The 2,546-nt window shown below is 52.7% G+C and carries 3 protein-coding genes; 1 reads left to right on the top strand and 2 read right to left on the bottom strand.

Annotated elements, in window-relative coordinates:
• The coding region (locus R3177_RS14500; RefSeq protein WP_318971719.1) for a zinc-binding alcohol dehydrogenase family protein at nucleotides 1-1,022 on the top strand (1,022 nt) is incomplete at its 5' end.
• A 25-nt stretch (nucleotides 1,023-1,047) separates the two neighbouring features.
• Here the strand turns inward: R3177_RS14500 and R3177_RS14495 are convergent.
• Together R3177_RS14495 and R3177_RS14490 are read right to left on the bottom strand one after the other, a co-directional pair.
• Nucleotides 1,048-1,653, bottom strand: a complete 606-nt coding sequence (locus R3177_RS14495; RefSeq protein WP_318971718.1) for a YkgJ family cysteine cluster protein — start codon at nucleotides 1,651-1,653, stop codon at nucleotides 1,048-1,050.
• A 125-nt stretch (nucleotides 1,654-1,778) separates the two neighbouring features.
• The coding region (locus R3177_RS14490; protein ID WP_318971717.1) for a GGDEF domain-containing protein at nucleotides 1,779-2,546 on the bottom strand (768 nt) is incomplete at its 5' end.

Genomic DNA, 2,546 nt, shown 5'->3' with positions numbered 1-2,546 from the left:
GCATGAAAGCCGTCGGGTATCAACAATGTTTGGCGATTAGCGAACCGCAGGCGCTCCAGGATATTGAATTAGCGATGCCAGAGGCCTCGGGGCGCGATTTACTGGTAAAGGTAGCGGCAATTTCAGTCAATCCGGTCGATACCAAAATACGCAAGCGGGTGGCCGCAGCCGACGGGGAATACAAGGTGCTGGGCTGGGACGCTGCCGGTGAAGTGATTAGCTGTGGTAACGAGGTCACCCTGTTTCAGCCGGGTGATAAAGTGTATTACGCCGGTGCGCTGAACCGCAGCGGGTCTAATGCAGAATATCAGCTGGTGGACGAGCGGCTGGTGGCGCTGATGCCCGCCAATTTAAGTTACGCGCAAGCGGCAGCGCTGCCGCTGACGGCCATTACAGCCTGGGAGCTGCTATTTGACCGGCTGGAGTTAGATCAGCCCAGCTTAAAATATCCAAGACCGATATTACTTATCACCGGCGCAGCGGGCGGCGTGGGTTCTATCCTGGTGCAGCTGGCCCGCAAGTTAACCAGTGTCTGTATTGTAGCCACGGCATCAAGGCCAGAAACTCAGGCCTGGGTCACAGAGCTGGGCGCCCACTATGTGGTGGATCACAGTAAGCCGTTGCAGCCACAGCTGACAGAGCTGGGTATTGACGCCGTCAGCCATGTCGCCAGTTTAACCCATACCGAGCAGCATTATCCGGAGCTGATTAAAATACTGGCACCTCAGGGTAAGCTGGCACTGATTGATGACCCGGCAACCGGGCTTGATATTATGCCGCTGAAGCAGAAAAGCATCTCACTGCACTGGGAGTTTATGTTTACCCGCTCGTTGTTTGCTACGGCCGATATGCAGATGCAGCATCAGTTGCTGACTGACTTAAGCCGCCAGATAGAACAGGGGCAAATCAAAACAACGCTGCAACAAACGCTGGGAACAATTAACGCGGCTAATCTGCGCCAGGCTCATGCATTACTGGAAAGCGGCAAAACGATCGGCAAAGTGGTATTGGCCGGTTTTTAGCCGGCCTGCCAGCAGGATAACAGGATCAGGCGATTTGCAGGTCTTGTTGATCGTAGCTGTAACTGGCTTTAAATAACACCTGCTGCAACGCCAGCTCAAGCGCAGTGTTAATGGGGTAATGTTTGTTACCCAGCTGGTAATCCAGCTCATTAACCTGCTCTTTGCTTTGCATCATCATTGGCGGTGGCGAGCTTTGCAGCATAATCAGCCCCTGCTGATATTTCGCCGGATTATCCGCTTTAATCGTTTTACAAACCGACAGCGAGGTCTGGCCGGTTTTATCACGATAACCTGCCGCGCCAAACATCCGGCAAATACTGGGACGTTGCTGGTAAACACTGCATTGGCCCTGCTTACCATCAAATGACAACTTCTGATAGAACAGACAGCCCTGAGGCTCCGTTAACTGGCCGAGTTGATCCAGTGTTTGTTCAGCTTTACCCTGATCAAACAGGTGCAATGCCAGCGGCAACATTTCCAGTACTGTTGCCTCAATAGTCGGTGCCAGACAGCATTCACCGCAGCCAGTACGGCACTGCAGGCCCTGGCGTTGCTGGTAGGTGCTGAATGTTTCCGCTATTTCGCCATACACAGCCTCAACACGACGCGATAATTCACGCAGCCGTTGCATACAGACTCCGAACGAAATACATAAAGGGTTTGCTTAATAAAGAAACGACGGATTGTCGCGACGCCATTCTACGCTGAGCCGGATCAGCTCAGCAAGAGGGGGCTGCAAATATATCAGCAGCTTATTTAGCTGGTCACCATCGGCTCGGTATACAGGTGGATCCGGTTGTGGCCCTTATCCCGGGCACTGGCTGCGGCCGCTACTGCCTGCATTAAGAAGCTGTCCCCATCCTGGCGGCTGCTGTCAACGACCCGGATGCCAATATTAATGCTGATGCTCAGTTGCTGCTGCTGCCAGTGAAAGCTGAACTGTTTAACCTCATCGATCAGCCGGTAGGCCACCACCAGCGCCTCGTTGGCATTTTTACCGGGTGACAGCAGCGCAAATTGATCTTTTTCCAGCCGGGCCAGAATATCGGCAGGGGCTAAATTCTGTGCCAGCTGCTGGCCAAGTTGTTTCAGCAGGTTATCACCGGCGCTCTGACCACACTGGCTATTAATGTCATCAAACTGGGCGACATCAATAATTAACAGACTGCTGTTTCGTTTTGAACTCTGATACAGACTGCGGTTAAGCTGTTGACGCAGATAATGACGATTATACAGGCCGGTAATCGCATCATGGTTGGCCTGATAACTCAGCTGCTCGTAGGCGAGCTTTTGTTTGCTGATATCAATAACAGACCCGTGAATAAAAGCAGGCTGTGTTGCTGTGGCAGGCACCAGCCGCGCAGATAACAACGCCCAGAACGGGCTGCGATCAGCTCTTAAACCACGGATCTCTGCCTGTTGCTGACCAAATTTATGCAGCTGATTTATAAAGTCCTGCCGTTCAGCAGGGTTGGCATAAAAGCGCGTCATCCCGTGGCCACCCACATCCTGACGCAACTCACT

This window comes from Arsukibacterium sp. (genome assembly GCF_033722355.1).
Lineage (GTDB): Bacteria > Pseudomonadota > Gammaproteobacteria > Enterobacterales > Alteromonadaceae > Alishewanella.
This window is presented reverse-complemented; position numbering and strand designations above follow the sequence as displayed.

Bases quoted from the DNA above. Each gene is read 5' to 3' on its own strand.
- R3177_RS14495 (WP_318971718.1), bottom strand. From the start codon at position 1,653: ATGCAACGGCTGCGTGAATTATCGCGTCGTGTTGAGGCTGTGTATGGC.